Origin of the sequence: Bacillus sp. JJ1474 (assembly GCF_036965225.1) — a bacterium.
GTDB lineage: Bacteria > Bacillota > Bacilli > Bacillales > Cytobacillaceae > Cytobacillus.
This window is the reverse complement of the sequence record NZ_JBALPC010000128.1, coordinates 1-21,170: the sequence shown is the minus strand read 5'-3', so window position 1 is coordinate 21,170 and position 21,170 is coordinate 1. Positions and strand designations below refer to the sequence as shown.

The 21,170-nt window shown below is 38.7% G+C and carries 18 protein-coding genes; 17 read left to right on the top strand and 1 reads right to left on the bottom strand.

The window, feature by feature from the left end; all coding sequences use genetic code 11:
• The first annotated feature begins 188 nt into the window (after positions 1-188).
• From V7164_RS16220 to V7164_RS16140, 17 genes are all read left to right on the top strand, one after another.
• Positions 189-1,970 carry an L-lactate permease gene (locus V7164_RS16220; RefSeq protein WP_335345984.1) on the top strand — a complete coding sequence of 594 codons (1,782 nt, stop codon included), beginning with the start codon at positions 189-191 and terminating at the stop codon, positions 1,968-1,970.
• Positions 1,971-2,227: 257 nt separating this feature from the next.
• Entirely contained in the window at positions 2,228-4,300 is a 2,073-nt protein-coding gene (fdhF, locus tag V7164_RS16215; protein WP_335354599.1) for a formate dehydrogenase subunit alpha, read from the top strand.
• Positions 4,301-4,471: 171 nt separating this feature from the next.
• Positions 4,472-4,867 carry a GntR family transcriptional regulator gene (locus tag V7164_RS16210; protein WP_335345985.1) on the top strand — a complete coding sequence of 132 codons (396 nt, stop codon included), beginning with the start codon at positions 4,472-4,474 and terminating at the stop codon, positions 4,865-4,867.
• Positions 4,854-5,753: an ABC transporter ATP-binding protein gene (locus V7164_RS16205; RefSeq protein ID WP_335354598.1), complete on the top strand. Its 900-nt coding sequence runs from the start codon at positions 4,854-4,856 to the stop codon at positions 5,751-5,753. The genes V7164_RS16210 and V7164_RS16205 overlap by 14 nt, the downstream gene beginning before the upstream one ends.
• Positions 5,728-7,677 (top strand): DUF6449 domain-containing protein, encoded by a 1,950-nt coding sequence (locus V7164_RS16200; protein WP_335348094.1) that lies wholly within the window; start codon positions 5,728-5,730, stop codon positions 7,675-7,677. Before V7164_RS16205 ends, V7164_RS16200 begins: the two co-directional genes overlap by 26 nt.
• A gap of 21 nt (positions 7,678-7,698) precedes the next feature.
• A complete protein-coding gene (locus V7164_RS16195) occupies positions 7,699-8,220 on the top strand; it encodes an RNA polymerase sigma factor (protein WP_335354597.1) in 522 nt (173 codons plus the stop codon).
• Positions 8,221-8,361: 141 nt separating this feature from the next.
• Entirely contained in the window at positions 8,362-8,646 is a 285-nt protein-coding gene (locus tag V7164_RS16190; protein WP_335348096.1) for a DUF3219 family protein, read from the top strand.
• A gap of 18 nt (positions 8,647-8,664) precedes the next feature.
• Positions 8,665-9,681, top strand: coding sequence for an LLM class flavin-dependent oxidoreductase (locus tag V7164_RS16185; protein ID WP_335354596.1), 1,017 nt, complete (start codon positions 8,665-8,667; stop codon positions 9,679-9,681).
• A 255-nt stretch (positions 9,682-9,936) separates the two neighbouring features.
• Positions 9,937-11,091: a thiolase family protein gene (locus V7164_RS16180; RefSeq protein ID WP_335354595.1), complete on the top strand. Its 1,155-nt coding sequence runs from the start codon at positions 9,937-9,939 to the stop codon at positions 11,089-11,091.
• Positions 11,092-11,325: 234 nt separating this feature from the next.
• Complete coding sequence (gene pssA, locus V7164_RS16175; RefSeq protein ID WP_438824025.1) at positions 11,326-11,994, top strand: CDP-diacylglycerol--serine O-phosphatidyltransferase; 669 nt, start codon at positions 11,326-11,328, stop codon at positions 11,992-11,994.
• 222 nt (positions 11,995-12,216) lie between these two features.
• Positions 12,217-12,987 carry an ABC transporter ATP-binding protein gene (locus V7164_RS16170; RefSeq protein ID WP_335347727.1) on the top strand — a complete coding sequence of 257 codons (771 nt, stop codon included), beginning with the start codon at positions 12,217-12,219 and terminating at the stop codon, positions 12,985-12,987.
• Between the two features lie 24 nt (positions 12,988-13,011).
• Positions 13,012-14,928, top strand: coding sequence for an AMP-binding protein (locus tag V7164_RS16165; protein ID WP_335347728.1), 1,917 nt, complete (start codon positions 13,012-13,014; stop codon positions 14,926-14,928).
• A complete protein-coding gene (locus V7164_RS16160) occupies positions 14,928-15,812 on the top strand; it encodes a branched-chain amino acid ABC transporter permease (protein ID WP_335347729.1) in 885 nt (294 codons plus the stop codon). Before V7164_RS16165 ends, V7164_RS16160 begins: the two co-directional genes overlap by 1 nt.
• Positions 15,813-15,816: 4 nt before the next feature.
• Positions 15,817-16,878 (top strand): branched-chain amino acid ABC transporter permease, encoded by a 1,062-nt coding sequence (locus tag V7164_RS16155; protein ID WP_335347730.1) that lies wholly within the window; start codon positions 15,817-15,819, stop codon positions 16,876-16,878.
• A gap of 76 nt (positions 16,879-16,954) precedes the next feature.
• Positions 16,955-18,124: an ABC transporter substrate-binding protein gene (locus V7164_RS16150; RefSeq protein ID WP_335347731.1), complete on the top strand. Its 1,170-nt coding sequence runs from the start codon at positions 16,955-16,957 to the stop codon at positions 18,122-18,124.
• A gap of 62 nt (positions 18,125-18,186) precedes the next feature.
• The gene (locus V7164_RS16145; protein ID WP_335347732.1) at positions 18,187-18,975 is read left to right on the top strand and encodes an ABC transporter ATP-binding protein; all 789 of its coding nucleotides are present in this window, start codon (positions 18,187-18,189) and stop codon (positions 18,973-18,975) included.
• Positions 18,975-20,147 carry a phenylacetate--CoA ligase family protein gene (locus V7164_RS16140; RefSeq protein WP_335354594.1) on the top strand — a complete coding sequence of 391 codons (1,173 nt, stop codon included), beginning with the start codon at positions 18,975-18,977 and terminating at the stop codon, positions 20,145-20,147. The genes V7164_RS16145 and V7164_RS16140 overlap by 1 nt, the downstream gene beginning before the upstream one ends.
• A gap of 42 nt (positions 20,148-20,189) precedes the next feature.
• Here V7164_RS16140 and V7164_RS16135 read toward each other — a convergent pair whose 3' ends face one another.
• Entirely contained in the window at positions 20,190-20,978 is a 789-nt protein-coding gene (locus V7164_RS16135; RefSeq protein WP_335354593.1) for a DUF169 domain-containing protein, read from the bottom strand.
• Positions 20,979-21,170 lie beyond the last annotated feature (192 nt).

Below are 21,170 nucleotides of genomic sequence, written 5' to 3'. Positions count from 1 at the left end.
AGTGTTTACAGTATTTTTTTGTCGAAAAACAATGCGCATATTTTACAATTTTCCGAATATTGTTGATATTCTTGCGAATACCTGTATAATGTTATTTAGGCTGAGATATTTAGAAAACAACGTTTCGTCATAAGCAACACCAGCTATAATAAGTTTGTCATTATGAAACAAAAGGAGGAAAATGTCTTATGAGTACGGGAATGCTTTCTTTGCTTTCTCTCATGCCAATCATTGCAGTAGGAGTTTTCTTAGTTGGCCTTAGATGGCCAGCTAGTAAAGCTATGCCAATTTCCTATGTGATCGCAGTAGGATTGGCGCTATTCGTTTGGAAGGTGCCAGGAGCTAACGTTGCAGCAGCATCCATAAATGGATTAGTCGTGGCAATCACCTTACTGTACATTATTTTTGGTGCTATCTTGCTGTTAAATACACTGCAGGAGAGCGGAGGGCTCAGCACAATCCGTCAAGGCTTTACTGATATTTCGACTGATAGGAGAATTCAGGTTATCATTGTTGCATGGCTGTTCGGATCCTTTATTGAGGGAGCATCGGGCTTTGGTACACCAGCAGCCGTTGCAGTTCCGCTGATGGTTGGCTTAGGATTTCCCGCCATGGCTGCAGTTGTTGCAGGAATGGTTATCCAAAGCACACCGGTTTCATTCGGCGCCGTTGGTACACCATTGCTTGTAGGAGCTAGTACCGGTTTATCAGCTGACCCAACGATTACAGATAATATGATTGGATTTGTGACAGCAATCGGCGGGAAGGTAGCTATCTTACATATGATTGCTGGAACTTTAGTGCCGCTTTTTGTAGTGGCATTAATGACTAGGTTCTTTGGGAAAAACAAATCGTTTTCTGAAGGAATTAAGGTTTGGAAGTTTGCTATATTTGCAGCCTTTGCCATGACGATTCCCTATGTAATCGTTGCCAATACTCTTGGACCTGAGTTCCCATCCATGGTTGGGGGATTAGTTGGTCTTGCGATTGTAGTCTTTGCTGCAAAAAAAGGGTTCCTTATGCCTCCAAAAGGAGAAGAATGGGATTTTGAAGAGAAGTCAAAATGGGATCCTGAATGGTCTGGAAAGTTGGAAATCAAGATCCAAGATCATAAAAATGGAAAAATGAGTATGGTTAGGGCATGGTCGCCATATATTTTAGTAGGATTATTTCTTGTATTAACAAGATTAAAAACTCTTCCGGTTGGAACATGGCTTAAATCGGTTGTCATAAAATTTGAAAACATTTTCGGTTCTGGTATAACGTCTAGTTTTGATATTTTGTTTTCGCCTGGGACAATCTTTATTGTCGTATCAGCCATGACATTTTTCATTCACGGTATGGGTGGAAACGCTTACAAGAAGGCTTGGTCACAATCAGCGAAAACGACTGTTGCTGCATCAACAGCCTTAATCTTTACCGTGCCAATGGTTCAAGTGTTCTTGAATTCTGGAGGAGGAGCTGCAGGGTTTGATAGAATGCCAATTGAACTGGCAAATGGAGTTGCCGCACTTGCAGGGGAATTTTGGCCAATTTTTGCAACCTTTATTGGAGGATTAGGGGCATTCATCGCTGGTAGTAATACAGTTAGTAATATGATGTTTGCATTATTTCAATATGATGTAGGGTTACAAATTGGTGTAGATTCAACTTGGGTAGTAGCACTTCAGGCCGTTGGCGGTGCTGCAGGAAATATGATTTGTGTTCATAACGTTGTAGCTGCATCTGCAGTAGTTGGACTATACGGAAAAGAAGGAGTGGTCATTCGAAAAACCTTATTCCCATTCGCTTATTATGCCTTGTTAGCGGGTTCAGTGGGATATTCAATTGTTTGGTACTCTCAAAAAGGCATCCTCAACATTGGCTCATTCATCGCAGTTATCATCGCAGTCGCTGCTGTTTACATCATTGCTACGAATAATAGGCGGGCAAACTTACTACTACTACAAGACACTTCAATTAAAAACTGATGAAAAAAAATAGCCAGGGAGATTTCGCTGGCTCTTAGCATATAAATGAATAAAGCGATACTCTTCTAGACGGTTTCACCTATTTACTAAAGGAAAAATATAGTATAATAGATATGTATTTTTATATTTCAATCTATTTGAAATTAAATAAAATACTGCTATCTGGGGAGACTAGCTGCTACTTGTTAAGAGTTCTCTTAAGCATTTTTTGATCATTTTTGTAAAAAGAGACTCTTATAAATTTCACAAATGGGAGGATGAATATGGGAGAAGCTGCAAAAGTTAAAACAGTTTGTGGATATTGTGGAACGGGCTGTGGCCTTGTTGTGGAAGTTGACAATAATAAAATTGTCAAAATTCGCGGGGACAAAGATGCGCCCGTTAACAAAGGACAGACATGTGTAAAGGGTTCTTTTGCCTATGAATACGTTCATTCGAATAGGCGTTTAACAACACCGCTTATCCGTAAGGCCGGTGAGCTTGTGGAAACGACATGGGAAGAGGCCTATACCTTTATTGCTGACAAACTTAAGGGAATCAAAGATCAATTTGGTCCTGAATCCATTACGATGTTTGCTACGGCTAGAAGTACAAATGAAGTAAACTATGTAACACAAAAATTTATGAGAGCAGTGATCGGCAGCAACAATATTGACGGCTGCAACCGAACCTGACACGCCCCTAGCGTTGCCGGTCTGGCAACTGTATTTGGAAATGGATCTCCAACAAACACATTGGAAGATTTTGATCGTGCAGAAGTTTTACTGTTAATGGGCTCAAATACGACCGAGGCCCATCCGATTATTGCAAACCGCATGAAAAAAGCGGTGAAATCTGGATTAAAGATCATTGTGATTGATCCAAGAAAAATAGATATGGTGAAGGTTTCACATCGCCATTTACAAATTAATGTGGGCTCTGATATCGCCCTAATGAATGCTATGATCCACGTCATTATTGAAGAAAACCTATATAATCCGGCATTCATTGATAAATTTACTGTTGATTTTGACACTTTAAAGGAACACGTAAAAATGTATACCCCTGATTACGCAGCAGCGATTACAGGAGTACCTGCTGAGGATATTGTTGAAACAGCAAGAGAATATGCAAAGGCAGATAAAGCCATGATTGCTTATACTTTAGGAATTACAGAGCATCATTGTGGTGTTAATAACGTATTTGATATCGCCAATCTTGCTTTATTGACAGGACATATCGGCAGAGAAGGCTGTGGCATCATGCCTTTACGCGGACAAAATAATGTCCAAGGGGCCGGAGATATGGGATGCTTGCCAACCCAGATGCCAGGTGCTGTCAGCTTATCTAATGAAGAGTATCGCCATCGTTTCGAAAAGGCTTGGAATGTAAAAATAAATCCAGAGCCAGGTAATACACAAACGCGCGCATTTGAACGAATGGAAGACGGTTCTGTAAAAGCGCTATACTGCATTGGTGAAAATCCATTAGTCGCGGATGTTCATAGGCAACATACTGAAAAATTATTAAAAGGACTGGATCTTTTAGTAGTCCAGGATATATTTTTAACTGGAACTGCTAAGCTGGCAGATGTCGTTCTTCCGGCAAGATCATGGGGTGAGGTAGAGGGTACGTATACAAATACTGACCGTAGAATTCAGCGAGTTCGAAAAGCCGTTGATGCTCATCCTGATACGAGGGACGATTGGGAAATCCTTTGTGAAATCGCAAAAAGGCTGGGCTACCCAATGCACTATAACAGTAGTGAAGAAATATGGGAGGAAGTTCGCTCTTTAGCCTGGGAAATGTATGGCGGTATGCCATATTCTAGATTGGAGAAGGAATACAGTCTCCATTATCCTTGCCCGGATGAATCTCATCCAGGAACCTTTATTCTCCATCAAAGATTCTTTGATGAAAATGAAAGCAATCTACGATTATCACCATTTAATGCGGTTAAGTATACTGGTCCAATTGAGATGCCAGATGAGGAATATCCGTTTACACTCACTACCGGCAGACGCTATGAATCTTATAATACTCATACCCAAACAAATCTTTATGCAAGTGGTGTGAAAATAAAGCAGGCTGAGGAGTCAGCGGATATTCATCCGGAAGATGCCGTGAAATTAGGAATTGATACTGGAGATTTAGTTGAAGTGAGCTCAAGAAGAGGAAGCGTCCAAGTGAAAGCAAAGGTAACTGACCAAGTTGCTCCTGGCTTAATTTTTATGAGCTTCCATTTTGAGGACGTTCCAACAAACGTCTTGACAATTAATGAATTTGATCCAATCTCAGGAACGGCAGAATATAAAGCATGCGCTGTGAAAATTAAAGCATTGAATAAATAATTGAATAAATATGTAAGGAAAAAGGAAAAGTGGATCGATCACTTTTCCTTTTTTTATTTAAAAAAATTTCCAAATACCTATTCCCAATTCCATATTTTTATAATATAATTCTAACTGTATCAACTGTACTATGTATCATAGTACACTTAGATCAGATTGGAGGGGCGCACAATGTTTGAGCTGGATGTGAGGAGCCGTAAACCAATATATGAGCAATTGGTTGAGCGGCTTAAAGAGCTGATAATAACAGAAATATTAAAAACAGATGAACAGCTACCTTCAGTGAGAACGCTAGCCCAGCAGCTGACCATAAATCCAAATACGATCCAGAAAGCTTATCGAGAGCTTGAGGTTCAAGGATATATTTATTCCATTAAAGGAAAAGGCAGTTTTGTTAGTCCGGCTAGTCCCTCGCCTAATGCCGAAAAGCTTAGTAAGGTGAAATCAGAGCTAGTAAAGCTGCTTTCAGAAGCTATGTACTTAGGCATATCGGTAGATGATTTATACAAAATCATTCATGAGGTTGAAGCTATAGTCGGGGGAGGGATAGAAGATGATCAAAATTAGAAATGTCCGCAAGGCATTTGAAGACTTAGAAGCTATAGAGAATATGAATATAACAGTGAACAAAGGATCTATATATGGATTACTTGGTTCTAATGGAGCAGGAAAGACGACACTTCTCAAGCTAATAACAGGAATCTATGTTCAAGATGATGGGGTAATCACCATTGATGAAATGCCAGTTTATGAGAACCCTAACATGAAGCAAAGAATTTTCTTTATCCAGGATATTCCTTATTTTCTGCCTCAATACACAGTGAAGCAAATGGCGCAATTCTATCAAAATATATATCCAGCTTGGGATCAGAATCGTTTTGAAGAATTAGTCAAAGCATTTAATATGGATTTACATAAAAAGGTTCATAAATTTTCAAAGGGGATTCAAAGACAGGCTGCATTTATCCTCGGGCTATCAACGAAACCCGATGTACTTCTTCTCGATGAGCCAATGGATGGACTGGATCCGGTCATGCGAAAAAAAGTAAAAGGCTTAATAATCGATGATGTAGCTGAACGTGAAATGACTGTGTTAATTTCCTCTCATAATTTAAGAGAGGTTGAAGATTTATGTGATTTCATTGGCATTATGCATAAAGGAAAGTTAATGATTGAAAAAGAATTGGATGATCTAAAATCAGACACTCACAAAATTCAGGTTGCCTTTAATGGGCCGACTCCACCAGGAATCTTTGACCAAGTCAAAATCCTTCATAAGGAAAAACGCGGAAGTGTCCAATTATTTATTGTGAATGGAAAAGAAGAAGAGATATCAGCCAGAATAAAAAAGTATAGCCCTATCATATTTGATATCCTGCCACTAACATTAGAAGAAATTTTTATTTATGAAATGGGGGATGTTGGATATGCAGTCCAAAATATCCTTGGTTAGCAAAGAGATGTGGAAAACCATCTTGAGAAGTGTTGGATGGGTAGCGATCGTATATTTTCTAGGGTTGTTTATCGCTGTTCCATTAGAAATTTTAATGACAGAATCTAAGTTTGAGGAGCATCTGTATTTTCAAAGGGCAAAGAATCTATTCGAGTATAATGCTGAGATTCAAAGTATTTTATCTATAGCACTTCCTGTTCTGCTGGCCATATTCTTATTTCGCTTTTTGCAGGTAAAGCACTTTAGCGATTTTATGCATAGTTTGCCAATTAAAAGAGAGCGAATATATCACGTGTTTACTCTTTTTGGAGCAGTCATTTTAATAACACCAGTTATTCTAAACGCTCTAATAATTTTGATTATTTATGGTCCTTTAAATTTGCATGAATTTTTAACGATTAGCGATGTATTTCAATGGCTAGGCATCACGATTATGTTTAATTTAGTTATTTACATGGTATCCGTTTTTGTCGCGATGATAACAGGATTATCTGTTGTCCAAGGCGGGTTAACCTATATTCTTCTGCTTCTGCCAATTGGCTTGATAATACTATTTGGCTTTAATTTGCCGTTTTACTTATACGGCTTTCCTGAACAATATTTCATGGAAAATAAAATTGAGTCCTTTTCCCCTTTAGTCGCTTTGAGCTTAATCAGCAGACGACCGATTGGATGGGGAGAAATCATCATCTATATTTTGCTGATCTTTATACTTTATGGGTTATCCTTATGGGTTTATAAGCAAAGAAGGCTTGAGGCAGTTTCACAGGCTCTCATTTTTCCATTTATGAAGCCAATCTTTAAATATGGAGCAACATTTTGCTCTATGTTATTAGGCGGAATGTACTTCGGGAAAATGGGTGGCGGCGCCTTTTGGCTTATTGCAGGTTATTTGTTTGGCTCTATTCTAGGGTATTTTATAGCTGAGATGGTACTACAAAAATCTTGGAGGATAATCATTCATATTCGAGGGTTTCTCATATATGTTTGTGCCATGGCGGTGCTTTTCGTGCTATTTCAGTTGGATTTCACTCAATATGAGAAAAATATTCCGTATACGAGTGAAATTGAACGTGTCCATTTTGGAAACAGCTATTACCACTTTAATAATACTGAAGCGGAACCTTATTATCTAGAGGATACAGATAATATCGAGCTTTTAAGAAGGCTTCATAAGGAAATTGTAGCCAATAAGGGTGACAACACATCTTCAAGAGAATCTGCCTTTTTTGTCTATGAGCTAAAAAATGGGAAGAGAATCGTTAGAAACTACGAGATTGATAAAAATAAATATGCTCAATTTTATAAGTTAATTTATGAATCGCCAGAATATAAAAGGGTAACGAATGAAATTTTTCAAGTAAAAGAGGGTCAGATCGAGAAGGTAACCATTCAGCCATATGGTCCTGTAAGTAAAAGATCAATCATTGTCGACCCATCTGAAATGGAAGAAGCGATTTCCATCTTAAAAGATGAGATTAATCAGGCAACGTATGAAGAGATGCAGGATAATCGAGATGCCTATTCGGTAATTGAAATTCTTCAGAGAAATGATAAAACGGTTATGATGGAATGGCGAGTTTCATATAAGAAATTTGAACAGTGGCTTGCTGAAAAAGGGTTATTGGAGAATGCGAGAATCAATGCTTCAGATATTGATACTGCCTACATTGCTCCGAAGGATGAACTAGATATCGACTATAGAGGCTACTCCCATGAGGAAGTATTCAAACAGATGGAAAGTTCAGGGAATATCCTTAAAGTAACAGATAAAACAATGCTGGAAACAACTTTGAAGGATACGAAGGGATATATTGATGGACCATATGTTGTTGCTATTAAATATAATAATGATCGGTATATCGATATAAAAAGCTTTAGCAGTGATAACGTTCCGGATTTTGTAAAGCAATATTTTGAATAGAAAGTGAGGGAGGGGATGAAAATGGATACTTGCTCTATTAATATGAAAGAAATTTGTGATTTGTATTATAAGCGGATTTTTCATGCAGCTTACTGTATTACGAGAGACCATTATTTGGCTGAGGATGTGGTTCAGGAAACCTTACTTAAAGCATATCAAAAAATGGACACCATTCAGGATAAAGAGAAAATGGGAGCCTGGCTGTCATCCATTGCCACGAGAACAGCCATTGACGTGATCCGAAAAGAAAGAAAAACGACTGAAAGATTGGCAGTAAACACAGACCTTGAGAATACGAACGTGATCATGAATCAAAATGTTGAACAGGAAGTAGAACTAAATTTCTTAAATGAGCAAATCCATTCTGTGATTAACTCCCTCTCTCCTGATCAAAAAAACGTGTTTTTACTTAAAATTAATTATGGACTAAAGGAAAGAGAAATAGCTGAATTATTAAAGCTAAACCAAAATACAGTAAAAACGAAATTGTATAGAATTCGAAAATATTTGAAGGCTATCTTGCTTGAAAAGGGATTAGCATAAATATCAATGAAGGTCCGTTGGGGATAATATTCCACGGACCTTTTTTCACGCTAGCCCTTTTAATAATGAACAAACAGCATATTTGCTACCCCTTTATCCAAATGCTATATTTTTAATAAAAGGAAATAAGAGGGACAATTCATGGTTAATGAAATAATATTAAATGATACTTTGATAAAAGTGTACGATTATAAACAAGGAAAAGTGAATGATTTATATGAAATTTTGGTTTCTTTTGAAGTGACGAGTGAAGAGTATCATGATATAGCAACGTTGCTATATCAAGGGACATTTGATGTGGTAATTCCTGAGAGGGAATTAGCATTTAGAGGGACAATTCAGCAATATTCTACTTCGATTACAAATTTATATGAAAAAGGGCAAGTTGGAAACTATTCATTAAGATTGCTTGAAGTGAAGGATTAAGAAAGTAGGGGTGGAGTGATGAAATTAAGCATTTTGGATCAGTCACCAATTTCTTCAAATCAAACAGCCAAAGAGGCATTAAATGAATCTATGAAATTAGCTCAAGCGGGAGAAAAACTAGGATATTCTCGCTACTGGATTGCTGAACATCATGATTTACCAGGATTAGCTTGTTCAGCACCAGAAGTGTTGTTGAGTTACATTGGAGCGAACACTAATAGAATCCGGATCGGCTCTGGGGCTGTTTTATTACCCTATTATAAACCTTATAAAGTGGCAGAAGTTTATAATACGTTAGCTACATTATTTTCAAATCGAATTGACATCGGTATTGGACGGGCCCCAGGTGGATCAGCTGAAGCTGCCAACGCATTATCTGATAACTTTTTACAGCAGGTGTGGAACATGTCAAATACAGTGAATGATCTACTTCATTTTGTAGACGATAATTTTCCTGAAGATCACAAATACGCGAAAGTCACAGCCTCTCCATTGCCAGAAATTTCACCAGAACCTTGGATTCTAGGTACAAGTAAAAAAAGTGCATTATTTGCAGCAGAAAAAGGATTGCCCTATGCATTCGGAAAGTTTATGAGCGACAATGACGGACCATCTATTATTCAAGAATACATTAATTCATTTACACCAAGAAAAGTGGGCCAACACCCTAAAGTGATTTTAACTGTTTCAGCTATATGTGCAGAAACGAATGAACTAGCAGAAGAGATTGTCTTAAGTTCTCTAATATGGTCATTGCAAAAAGAAAAAGGAGAAGGCCACATTAGCATCCCCTCTATTCAAGAAGCAAAACAATACGAGCTAGATCAAACAGAAAAAACTACTTTATATAAAATAAAACAAAACATGATAATCGGTAATCCCCAAGTAGTGAAACAGAAATTATGCGAGCTTCAAGCTCAATATAATGCGAACGAAATCATGATTGTGACGATAACATACTCTCCTAAAGACCGAATTCGTTCCTATCAATTGATTGCAGAAGAAATACTAAAAAATAAATACGGCACTATTTAAAATGATCAATTAATAATGAAGGGCACGATTGTGTTTTTTCAAACCACACTTTTTTTATTTGCTCCTTTATCAGTGTAGTACCAAGGTATCAGCTTTATGTGCATTAAATTTAGGTTATTTTTAAATGAAGATGGAATATCGAGTACGATAAAAACTATGTAGAATGAAAAGTCTGCTAAATAAGTCTATTTCTAAGCAGGAGATTGATTACAATGAATGGAAATTAGATTTATCAGTCAATAGGGGGTTGAAAGGATGCGGGAAGCGGTTATTGTGGAAGGCGTTCGAACACCAGTAGGCAGAAGAAATGGATTTTTTAATGATTTTAGAGCGGATGATCTTGCTGCTGAGGCATTAAAGGCATTAATAGAGAGAGCAGGAATAGATCCAGCGATTATTGATGATGTTATCTTGGGCTGTGTGTCTCAAATTGGAGAACAAAGTGGCGATATTGCAAGAGTTGCCTCTCTCATTGCTGGTTTTCCAATTGAGGTCCCAGGCACGACCATTGATCGTCAATGTGGTTCAAGCCAGCAGGCTGTTCATTTTGCTGCCCAGGCGATAATTGCTGGTGATATGGATGTTGTCATTGCTGGCGGGGTTGAGAATATGTCACGTGTACCAATTGGTTCCAGCTATCAGGGGGTTCCATTTAGTGACAAGCTGATGGACCAGCATGAAATGATTCATCAGGGCTTATCAGCAGAACGAATAGCTGAAAAATACGGATTAACTCGAGAGGAATTGGACCAATTTTCATATGAAAGTCATCAAAAAGCATTGAAGGCGCAAGCCAATTGCTATTTTTCAAAAGAGATTGTTCCTGTTCAAGTCAATTTGCCAGACGGCGAAACTGTTACTGTCTCAGAGGATGCCGGACCGCGGTCGGACACATCTGTTGAAGCTCTTGGCGGTTTAAAAACTGTGTTTAAAGAAGATGGAGTCATTCATGCAGGAAACTCTAGTCAGATTAGTGATGGAGCGGCAGCATTATTAATTATGTCCCGAGAAAAAGCCGAAGAACTAGGGTTGAAGCCAAGATTCCGCATACTCACTAGAACGATTGTCGGCTCAGACCCAACTTTAATGTTAACTGGACCTATTCCAGCCACTGAAAAAGCATTAAAGAAAGCAGGATTATCAATAGATGAAATTGATGTTTTTGAAGTAAATGAGGCCTTTGCACCTGTCCCGCTAGCTTGGTTAAAGGAAACGGGCGCGAACCCTGCCAAACTTAATCCAAACGGTGGTGCAATAGCACTCGGTCATCCTCTTGGTGCAAGCGGCGCAAGATTAATGGTTTCATTGATGCATGAGCTTGAACGCACTGGAGGAAGATATGGTCTCCAAACAATGTGCGAAGGGCATGGCATGGCGAATGCGACAATTATTGAAAGAATAGATTCATGATATATTGATATTATTTTATTTAGCATCGGTGTAAATTCCGATGCTTTTATAATCCTTTTTTTATAAGAAGATTGCTTAAACAGAGGAAAAAAGTGTTATAATCTTCTTTAGCAAGCAGCAAGGGCATAAATTGTACATAAAATATAGGGTGAAAATAATGTAATGACATATGATATAGATAAATATCGTTAGGAGAGATTACGACTTGTGAAAATTTATAAGGCAATTCCCAATATGGTCACGCTTGGAAATTTATATTGCGGATTTTTATCAGTCGGTTTTGCTGCGACCGGACAATTTAAGAACGCAGCTATTTTAATTTTAATCGGGATGATGCTAGATAGCATGGACGGAAGACTGGCCCGCATGTTAAACGTTGATAGCCAATTAGGGAAAGAGCTTGATTCTCTGGCTGATATTGTTACATTTGGAGTAGCGCCATCATTTTTAGTATATTATACTTATTTTTTTCAATTTGGTATTTTAGGAATGGCCATTGCTGGGTTATTTCCATTGTTTGGAGCTTATCGATTAGCTAGATTTAACATTAGCTCCAGCAAGACTTCATTAAATTATTTTGTCGGAGTACCGATTACAGCTGCTGGAGGAATATTGGCCCTATTAACTTTATTTGGGGACAAAATCCCTCATATTATCACAACTGTTGTATTTACAGGTATGTGTTTTTTAATGGTTAGTAAAATTAGAATTCCTAGTCTTAAAGAAATCCCTCTTCCAAAGTACGGGACCATTGTCACGGTGTTCCTCGGTTGTATTTTGTATATTATTTATAAAAAAGGTACACAAGGCCAATTTCCATATTTAATTTATATCGCAACTCCGCTTTATATAGCCTATCTTGCCTATCGTTTTGTAAAAGGGAAGAACAAAAAGCATGACTAAAAAATGTCGACAGAGTGTAATCCTTTTGGTTGCACTCTTTTTTTCGTATTAAGAAGGAAAAAATGAAGCTTATATCAATTAAGGTTCTACTGTCCGTTATTATGCGATAAACTTTAACAACTAAACATAGCAAATAAAAAAGGAAATAGATAATTGTCGTAGAATATAAATAATATTTGGAATATTTAATCTACTATGTTACAAACAGGGGGAGATTGCTAGGTGGGGATTTTAGAAATAAAGGATATTACTTTACGATTTGGGGGAGTCGTAGCCTTAGATCATGTATCTTATGAAGTGAAGAAGGGTGAGATTTTCTCATTAATCGGTCCAAACGGGGCTGGAAAAACAAGTATGCTCAATTGTATTAGTGGCCTATATCGCCCATCGGAAGGATCAGTCCTTTTTAAAGGAGAGGAAATTACCCAATTTAAGCCTCATAAGCGCGCTAGCCTTGGAATCGCTAGGGCCTTTCAAAATATTGAATTGTTTCCGCATCTTTCAGTTTTGGATAATTTAATGCTTGGCAGACATGTCCGTATGAAAACGGGAGTCCTTTCTGGAGGTTTATACTGGGGGAAGGCACAGAGAGAAGAAGTGGAGCATCGGGAAAAGGTTGAAAATGTCATTGATTTTTTAGAAATTGAACACATCCGGGATACGCCTGTCGGCAGACTAGCCTATGGCTTGCAAAAACGCGTTGAGGTCGGGAGAGCTCTTGCATTAGAACCGGAAATACTTCTTCTAGATGAGCCGATGGCCGGAATGAACAGTGAGGAAAAGGAAGACATGGCCCGGTACATAATCGATATTCATGAGGAAATGAATACGACCATTATTCTAATAGAACATGATATGGGTGTCGTGATGGACCTTTCTGATCATATTGCTGTCCTCGATTTTGGAAAGTTAATTGGTTACGGAACGCCTTATGAAATCCAAAATAACCAAAAGGTTATTGATGCTTATTTAGGTGAAGAAAATGTTGGGTAAGCAGATAGGGGAGGTTTTAAATTGATGTCCAGCTCGAACAAGACATTTCCTAAAATTTTACTAGAGTGGGCAAGTAAAGCCGGATCAAATGTGGCTTTAAGAGAAAAAGATTTTGGTATATGGAATGAAATTACGTATGAAAAATACTTAGAAGAAGTTAAATTTCTCAGTCTAGGCTTAGCCAAGCTAGGACTTAAACGAGGAGATAAAGTAGCTGTAATAGGAGATAATCGCCCTGAGTGGGTGATGAGCGAATTAGCTACTCAATGTCTGGGAGGCGTGTCAGTCGGAATTTATCAAGAATCACTTCCAAGTGAAATTAGTTATATTTTAGACCATTGTGATGCCAGTATCGTTGTAGTGGAGGATCAAGAGCAAGTGGATAAAGTTTTTGAGATTCGCGAAGAGATTCCGAAGGTGAAGACGATTATCTACTATGATCCACGGGGAATGAGAAATTATAAGGATGATTGTTTACTAAGCATTAAGGATGTCCAAGCAATGGGAAAGAATTTTGAATTAGAGTCCCCTTCATTTTTTCTATCAGAGGTGGAGAAAGGCAATGAAGAGGATGTTGCAATTTTTTCTTATACTTCCGGGACTACCGGGAATCCGAAAGGAACAATGCTCACATATAAGAACTTGCTGGAAATGGCAATAAACCTTTCAAACATTGACCCGCTTACAGAAAAGGATGAATATGTATCCTTCCTCCCGCTCGCTTGGATTGGGGAACAAATGATGACCATGGCGATGGGCCTATATAATGGAATGACCATTAACTTCCCAGAAGAACCTTCCACTGTGTTAGAAAATCTACGAGAAATCGGACCTCAAGTGATGTTTTCACCACCAAGAATCTATGAAGATATGCTTTCGAAATTTCAAGTGAAAATACAGGATGCCGGCTGGCTGAAAAGAAAAATTTATCAATGGTGCAAGCCTATTGGCGAAAAAGTAGCGAGAGCGCATTTTGATAATAAGCCAATATCGATCAGTACGAAATGGAAATATAAAATAGCCGATTATTTTATGTTTAGCGCGATAAGAGACCATTTAGGACTTCTTAATATGAAGCGTGCCTATACTGGAGGCGCGCCTCTTGGTCCGGATGTGTTCGAGTTTTTCCATAGTATCGGTGTAAATGTAAAGAGTATTTATGGACAAACAGAAGTATCTGGAATTTCGATCGTTCATCGTGACGGCGACATTAAATTTGACAGTGTTGGCATCCCAATTCCTGGAACAGAGGTGAAAATCTCTGAGGAGGGAGAAATACTTATCAAGAGTTCAAGCATATGTAAAGGGTATTACAAAAATGAAAAGTCCACATTGGAAACGATTCAATCCGGCTGGCTGCATACTGGAGATGCTGGGAGACTGGATGATCAAGGTCATTTATATGTGATCGACCGAATAAAAGATGTCATCCGGCTGCATTCAGGAGAAATGTTTTCGCCGCAATTTATTGAAAACAAATTGAAATTCAGCTCATACATTCAAGAAGCGGTAGCGATTGGAAAAGACCGTCCATACGTGGTGGCGATGATTAATATTGATATGGAAAACGTCGGCAGATGGGCAGAGAAAAATCAAATAAGCTATACGACATACACAGATTTATCATCCAAGCCTCAAGTTTTAGACATGATTCAAAAGCAAGTAAATGAAATCAATCAAACGTTACCTGAGAAAGCACGCGTGAGAAAATTTGTCCTTCTTTATAAAGAGCTTGATGCGGATGATGAGGAGCTGACAAGAACGAAAAAGGTTAGAAGACAGTTTGTAGCCAAAAAATATGAATCGTTGATTGAAGGATTGTACTCTGAGCAAGGGCAAATAAATGTTGAAGGAAAAATCAGATATCGGGATGGAAATGAACAAACGATTCATACAACACTTCAAGTGATTTTCATGGAAGAAGGAGAGGGAGCTGCTTAATGGCGTTTTTTTTGCAAATGCTTGTAACAGGCATCGTAGTAGGAAGTGTGTATGCATTGGTGGCGCTCGGATTTGTATTAATCTATAAATCTAGTGACGCCATTAACTTTGCGCAAGGGGAATTTCTATTAATTGGGACATATGTTTGTCTGACCTTAATAACAGCTTATAACATTCCCTTTATTGCCGCATTATTAATTGCCCTCATCTTCAGTGCTGTACTCGGTTTTGTCATTGAAAGAATTGTATTACGGCCATTTATCGGTGAACCAGTTATCTCTATGATCATGGCAACAATTGGATTATCAAGTGTGTTAGCAGGAATCGTGCATATTATTTGGGGCCATGAAACACGTGTGTTTCCAAAAATCTTCTCTGAAGAGCCCGTTCGTTTAGGCCAAGTTGTAGTGGCTCCGGTTTATTTATGGTCATTGGTCATTGTTATTATCATGCTGTTAATTTTTACACTGTTTTTCAAATATTCAAAGCTTGGGATTGCGATGCGTGCAACAGCGGATGATCAGCAGGCTGCCATGTCAATGGGGATAAGTGTGAAAGTGATCTTTGCTGTGGCATGGGCGATAGCAGCAGTTGTATCAGCAGTCGGCGGTATTTTGCTCGGAAATATTAATGGTGTTAATGCATCGCTTTCGGCTATTGGGCTTAAGGTGCTTCCTGTTGCCATTCTTGGCGGTTTGGATAGTATCCCTGGGGCGATTATCGGGGGACTCATTATTGGTGTGATCGAAAGTATGACAGGAGGCTACTTAGATCCATTAGTTGGCGGCGGATTGAAAGAAGTCATGCCATTTGTCATTCTAGTCTTTATTCTCATGTTCAAGCCTTATGGTTTATTTGGCAAAAAAGAAATCGAGAGGGTGTAACCGGATGAAGAATCCATTTGTAATGGGGTGTGGAGAGTTCCATGTGAACTACAAACAAGATATGGCCATATGGAAAATCACCCGCGTAAGAGTACGTGTCTTTATCATGCTTGCACTCTTAGCCATCTTTCCGCTAATAGCATCTGATTACGTTGTTGGTCTCGCCACTCTTTGTGGAATTGCTGCCATAGGCGCCATCGGGCTAAATATATTAACTGGTTTTACTGGACAAATATCCATTGGGGTTGGGGCCTTTCTAGGTGTCGGCGGCTATACATCTGCCATTCTAACGGCAAAGCTTGGCTTAAGTTTTTGGATTGCGATGCCAACGGCCGGGATGATCACTGCAATTGTTGGAGGACTATTTGGATTGCCTTCTCTCCGTTTAAAGGGACTATACTTAGCTATTGCTACCTTGGCAGCCCAGGTGATCATCCTCTTTGTAATTTCTAGATGGGACTCACTAACAGGCGGTACAGCTGGAATGGTCCTATCTAGACCTGAAATTGGCGGTTTTATCTTTAATAGTGAATCAAGCTATTACTATTTAATGTTTGGTGTCCTGATCATAACAACAATGTTCACATTAAATCTCTTCCGGTCAAGAGTTGGCAGAGCCTTTATCGCTGTTAGGGACAGGGATATTGCTGCAGAAGTGATGGGTATTGATTTATTCAAGTATAAAGTGCTTGCCTTTATCGTCAGTTCGTTCTTTGTAGGTGTAGCAGGGGCATTGCTTGGACATTACACGATGGTTGTAAGTCCAGAGCTGTATAGCATTGGCGTCTCGATTGAATATTTAGCCATCATACTTGTAGGTGGATTAGGCAGTGTATTTGGTTCTATTTATGGAGCTGTTTTTATTACTTTGCTGCCCGTTGTTCTACGCTCAGGTGTTGAGCTTTTAAGTGGGATTTTCCCGGATATTGCTAATGTTCTCGTTGGAATGAAGGAAGTTGTATTTGGACTTGTTATTATATTGTTCCTTATTTATGAACCACAAGGGCTGGCGAAAATATGGAAAAATATTAAAGATTACTTTAGATTGTGGCCATTTTCATATTAGGTGATTAGATATTGGATGTAATTTGCAATTACTTCTAATTTTTAATAATTATTTACTCAAGTTAAGGGGGAAGAAAATGAGAAAGTTTTGGGCTGTGTTGTTAGTGTTAATGTTAGGATTGCTTACAGCATGTTCAGGCGGTGAGAAGAGTTCAGGCAATACAAAGGGTACAGTTAAATTCGGTGGGATTTTTGATATTACAGGAGGAACTGGTGATGTTGGAACTCCTTATGCTGAAGGTGCAAAAGCGTATTTTGAGCATATAGGTAAGCAAGAAATTAATGGCCATAACGTTGAAATAATCAGTGATGATTATGCTTATAAAATTCCTGAAGCTCAAAAACTTTATCAAAAATATAAATCAAAAGATAAGGTGGCAGCTATTTTAGGATGGGGAACAGGTGATACCGAAGCTCTTCGCCAGCAAGTGGCGACTGATAAGCTTCCATATATTTCCGGTTCTTATTCCGAAAACCTCAAAAATATAGAGGAAAGCCCATATAACTTTTTAGCTGCTGCGACTTATTCAGACCAAGCAAGATCAGCCTTAAAGTGGATAAAAGATAATCATAGCGGTGGAACCCCAACGGTTGCTTTACTTTATAATGATACAGCATTTGGAAAATCACCAATTGAAGATGCGAAAAACTTTGCAAAAGAAATTGGTATTGACGTTGTTGATGAACAAATTATTGAACTGCAAACGCTTGATGCAACTTCACAATTATTAAATATGGAAAAGAAAAACCCTGATTATGCGCTTATTCAACAAACGTGGGGGGCAACAGCAACTATTCTAAAAGATGCCAAAAAGCTAGGGATAGATACACAATTTATTGGATTGAACTGGGCAACAGGTGAAGGCTTGCTTCCAATTGCAGGTGATGCAGCGGAAGGCTTTATCGGTGTTGTGACACATGCGTTTCCTTACGAAGATTTACCAGGTATAGCGGAGATAAAGGAGTATTTAGAAGGTAAAGGTGAAAAGTTAGAGGATAAGAACCAAAAGTTCATCCAAGGATGGGTTTCAGCGAAAATTATGGTTGAAGGCATGAAGCTGGCTGATGATCCGACAACGGGTGAAGGGATACGAGGCGGTTTAGAAAAATTATCAAATCTTGATCTAGGCGGTCTGGCAGCACCAGTTTCTTTCTCAGCTGATAATCATGCTGGTACTAACCAAATTAGATTAGCAAAAGTAGAAAATGGCAAATTTGAAATATTCACAGATTATATCGGCTATTAAATGAGGGTGGGAGCGTTTTAACGGACGCTCCCTTTTTGAAAGTAATGAGCGGGAGGAATTGTATGCTGACGATTAATAATGTCGAAGTCATGTATGACCGGGTTATTCTTGTCCTAAAAGGAATGTCAATGGTGGTTCCTAAAGGAAAGATTGTTGCCTTATTAGGAAGTAATGGTGCAGGAAAAACTACTACTCTTAAGGCCATATCCGGTCTATTAAAAAGCGAAAATGGTGAAGTGACTGACGGATATATCGAGTTGTACGGAGAACGAATTGATGTCAGCGATGCCGAAACGATTGTAAAAAAAGGGATTTTTCAATGCATGGAAGGGCGTCGTGTATTCGAGCAATTAACAGTTGAGGAAAATTTAATAGCAGGTGCTCACACTCGTAAAGACCGCAAAAATATTAAGGACGATATCCAAAAGGTATATCATTATTTTCCGAAGCTGGAAATGTTAAAAAACAGGCAGGCAGGCTATTTATCCGGGGGTGAGCAGCAAATGCTGGCAATTGGCCGTGGAATCATGGCTAAGCCTAAAGTACTGCTATTAGATGAACCCTCACTTGGACTAGCTCCATTGCTTGTGAAAGAAATCTTTGCCATCATCAAGAAAATTAATGAAGAGGAAGGGACAACGATATTAGTAGTTGAACAAAACGCGAATGTAGCGTTATCTATTGCCGATTATGGCTACATAATGGAAAATGGCCGTATTGTGATGGATGGAACAGTTGAAAGATTACTAGCTAATCAGGATGTTCGTGAGTTTTATTTAGGGATGAGCGATAAGGGACGAAGAAGCTATAAAGAAATTAAATCGTATAAAAGAAGAAAGAGGTGGCTGTAATGGAGGCATTGAAAGGCGTTATCCAATATGCTTATGACCATGCAAAAGGGTTCAAAGAGATTATGGATGAGGCTTGCCTTTCTCCAGGTGATATTCAGTCATTTAAGGATTTGGAGAAAATTCCGGTATTAAAAAAGGATCAATTGCCTAGGCTTCAGAGTATAAATGCCCCATTCGGAAATTTTACAACGATCCAAGCTGCAGAGATGGCAAGAATATTTATGTCTCCGGGCCCAATCTACGACCCTCAAACACAAGAACAAGATTTTTGGAGATTTTCTGAGGCTCTGTCTATTGCAGGTTTTGGTAAGGGGGATATAGTACAAAATACCTTTTCTTATCATTTATCACCCGCAGGCTTTATGTTTGACTCTGCTCTCAGAGAAATAGGGGCAACAGTCATTCCAGCTGGAACAGGTAATCGTGAACTGCAAATACAAGTGATGAAGGATTTACAAGTGACTGGTTATGTCGGTACACCGAGTTTCTTTTCCATCTTATTAGACGCAATGGAGGAAAAGGGGTGGATGCCAGGCAAAGAGATTCATATAAACAAGGCATTTTTTACGGCGGAGATGCTGACAACGGATATGAGAAAAAGATGTGAGGACAGTGGGATATCAGTCTATGAAGGATATGGCACTGCAGATTGTGGCTGTATTGCCTTTGAGGATAAGAAAGGGCCTGGTTTATGCTTGACTAATACAGCGGTTGTGCAAATTTGCGATCCACATAATGGGAAGGAAGTTCATACAGGTGAAGGTGAAATTGTCGTGACTTTATATGACAAAAGCTATCCGCTCATTCGCTTTGGAACCGGAGATTTGTCACGCTGGGTGGAAGGTTATGAAGGCAAGCGGATTGCTGGAGTTCTTGGAAGAGTGAGTGATGGAATAAAGGTAAAAGGGATGTTTGTTAGAGAAAAGCAGCTTTCGCTTGTATTGGAGGAAGCGGGGTATAGAATGTTCCAAGGAATAGTTTCGTGGGAACGCAACCAGGACGAATTCGAGCTATTTATAGAGTCTGAAGAGGAACTTGATGAAAGCCTAATTAGCAAACTCCAAGATGTTATCCGTGTGACACCTATTCTCAAGAAAGTCGCACCAGGTACGATAAAAAAAGAAGAAAAACGCCTAGTTGATAAAAGACTGCTAGATTTGAAGAATGCATGAAAAAGAATGAGGGGGGACTTCCTCTCATACTTTTTCATGCATTCATTTAAACATTTCATTTAATTTTTCATAGGTTTCCGGATATTTTTCTTCATATTGCAAATACGTTGGAACCGGATAGCGGACACCGCCTTTATGTGTTTGCTTCAATCCATCAATGAAATTTTCTACGGAGGAGTATGGAATGGTGAAGGCCATTTCATGATCATGTGTTTGTCCAAATACCCTGTCACCATAGCATGGAAGAATAACTTGTGGTTTGTTTGATTTTATAGTCTTAATGACTATATCTGCACAATCAGCTCGCACTGTAAAGGTTGAGGTAATTTCGCCGCCTGTATGATAAAGAGCCCCTGCAACCATACGCATGACTTGTGCGGAATTTCCATAGACAACAATCACATCAGGTTCAAATGCTGCACGCGTTAACGGAGCCATCAATACAGTTCCCGATTCAGCAGTTGTAAATTTTGGAACAGCTGACTCCGTTATGGTACCAATATCACATGTTTTTGTATACATCCCATCGGTTAAATTTCCCTCTGAATAATAGGCTAATTCCTCTTCAAAACCAAAAGCGATCTTTGCAATTGGGCAGGAAAGATCCTCCCGATCCATCGCTAGTCCCCAGCCATATCTCCTAGCCATTGTGATCCCTTGGCAAATGCTAAATGTTTTTCCGAAGTCTTTATAAGGGCGTTTGACACGATCTGGAAGGGGTTCTCCTTTTTTCATTACACGAAGAGCCAACGGAAACGTATCCGGCCTGACAAAGAGGTGAATAGCTTCATCTAATTTAAATAATAAATTACTGCTTTCTGTTTGTTGCAAGCTCCCATCTCCTTTCTGTTAATTAAATATTCTATAAATTCCAACTGCACTCCTTCTTTCATCTATTAGAATATTACTCTGACTTCTGTATAAAAATACATTATTAACATGCTATTAGTGTAAACTCGACAACTTATTGTATTAACCGACAAAATGTGATAAAAATAAACTAATCTATGGGTAGTTACATTT

Excerpts from the sequence above, each read along its gene's own strand:
- V7164_RS16220 (WP_335345984.1), top strand. The coding sequence starts at position 189 with ATGAGTACGGGAATGCTTTCTTTGCTTTCTCTCATGCCAATCATTGCA.
- V7164_RS16210 (WP_335345985.1), top strand. The coding sequence starts at position 4,472 with ATGTTTGAGCTGGATGTGAGGAGCCGTAAACCAATATATGAGCAATTG.
- V7164_RS16205 (WP_335354598.1), top strand. The coding sequence starts at position 4,854 with ATGATCAAAATTAGAAATGTCCGCAAGGCATTTGAAGACTTAGAAGCT.
- V7164_RS16200 (WP_335348094.1), top strand. The coding sequence starts at position 5,728 with ATGCAGTCCAAAATATCCTTGGTTAGCAAAGAGATGTGGAAAACCATC.
- V7164_RS16195 (WP_335354597.1), top strand. The coding sequence starts at position 7,699 with ATGGATACTTGCTCTATTAATATGAAAGAAATTTGTGATTTGTATTAT.
- V7164_RS16190 (WP_335348096.1), top strand. The coding sequence starts at position 8,362 with ATGGTTAATGAAATAATATTAAATGATACTTTGATAAAAGTGTACGAT.
- V7164_RS16185 (WP_335354596.1), top strand. The coding sequence starts at position 8,665 with ATGAAATTAAGCATTTTGGATCAGTCACCAATTTCTTCAAATCAAACA.
- V7164_RS16180 (WP_335354595.1), top strand. The coding sequence starts at position 9,937 with ATGCGGGAAGCGGTTATTGTGGAAGGCGTTCGAACACCAGTAGGCAGA.
- pssA (WP_438824025.1), top strand. The coding sequence starts at position 11,326 with ATGGTCACGCTTGGAAATTTATATTGCGGATTTTTATCAGTCGGTTTT.
- V7164_RS16165 (WP_335347728.1), top strand. The coding sequence starts at position 13,012 with ATGTCCAGCTCGAACAAGACATTTCCTAAAATTTTACTAGAGTGGGCA.
- V7164_RS16160 (WP_335347729.1), top strand. The coding sequence starts at position 14,928 with ATGGCGTTTTTTTTGCAAATGCTTGTAACAGGCATCGTAGTAGGAAGT.
- V7164_RS16155 (WP_335347730.1), top strand. The coding sequence starts at position 15,817 with ATGAAGAATCCATTTGTAATGGGGTGTGGAGAGTTCCATGTGAACTAC.
- V7164_RS16150 (WP_335347731.1), top strand. The coding sequence starts at position 16,955 with ATGAGAAAGTTTTGGGCTGTGTTGTTAGTGTTAATGTTAGGATTGCTT.
- V7164_RS16145 (WP_335347732.1), top strand. The coding sequence starts at position 18,187 with ATGCTGACGATTAATAATGTCGAAGTCATGTATGACCGGGTTATTCTT.
- V7164_RS16140 (WP_335354594.1), top strand. The coding sequence starts at position 18,975 with ATGGAGGCATTGAAAGGCGTTATCCAATATGCTTATGACCATGCAAAA.